The 846-nt window shown below is 70.4% G+C and carries 1 pseudogene; it reads right to left on the bottom strand.

Going from position 1 to position 846, the window contains the following annotated elements:
• Positions 1-846: pseudogene (locus LI94_RS24120) on the bottom strand (hypothetical protein); the annotation flags it as partial.

Here is an 846-nt window from a genome sequence, read left to right as displayed (position 1 = left end):
CACCACCAGCGCCACCGGAACCACCCGCGTCACCAGCGCCACCAGCAGCACCGGAGTTCGGGGCGCCATCAGCACCGGCGTCACCGACCTTGCCGTTACCGCCGGCACCACCAGCACCACCGTTACCGATCGCGGAACCGTTACCACCGGCACCACCATCGCCACCGTTGGCACCCGAGGCCGCAGACGGGTCACTGGCCGCGTCATAACCGGCGCCACCGTTACCACCGTTGCCCTGCACACCGTGGGCATCGGAGTCGCTGCCGGCAGAACCGTTCGCACCCGTCGACGAGCCCGCACCACCGGTACCGCCGGCACCGCCGGTAGCCAGCGCCCCACCGTCGCCACCGTTACCACCGGTGGTGTTGGTCGCAGTACCGGTCGCACCGTTACCACCGTCGCCGGCCTTACCAGCGTTGCCGCCATCACCGGCATTGCCACCCGTGCCCTGAGCACCAGCACTGCCATTGGTAGCCGAACCACCGGCACCACCGGCACCGCCGTCGCCACCCTTGCCACCAGCGCCAGCCGCACCACCGGTGCCACCGTTGCCGTCACCACCGCCGACAAACGTGCCGGCCTCACCAACAGCGCCATCGCCACCAGCACCACCGGCAGCACCGGAACCACCAGCACCACCAGCGCCACCGTTACCCGACGTCGAGCCACCGGCACCACCGACACCACCAGCGCCACCGGAACCACCCGCGTCACCAGCACCACCAGCAGCACCCGGAACGCCGCCGTCGTCGCCGTCCCGACCGATGATGCCGTCGCCGCCGTTACCGGCGTTGCCGCCGTCACCGACGGCTCCGGCGTTGCCGCCGGCCTGTCTCTTATACACAT

The sequence above is a fragment of the Mycobacterium sp. UM_Kg27 genome, from assembly GCF_000972905.1.
Taxonomy (GTDB): Bacteria; Actinomycetota; Actinomycetes; order Mycobacteriales; family Mycobacteriaceae; genus Mycobacterium.
The sequence above is the reverse complement of the archived record's forward strand: the minus strand, read 5'-3'. Positions and strand labels throughout refer to the sequence as shown.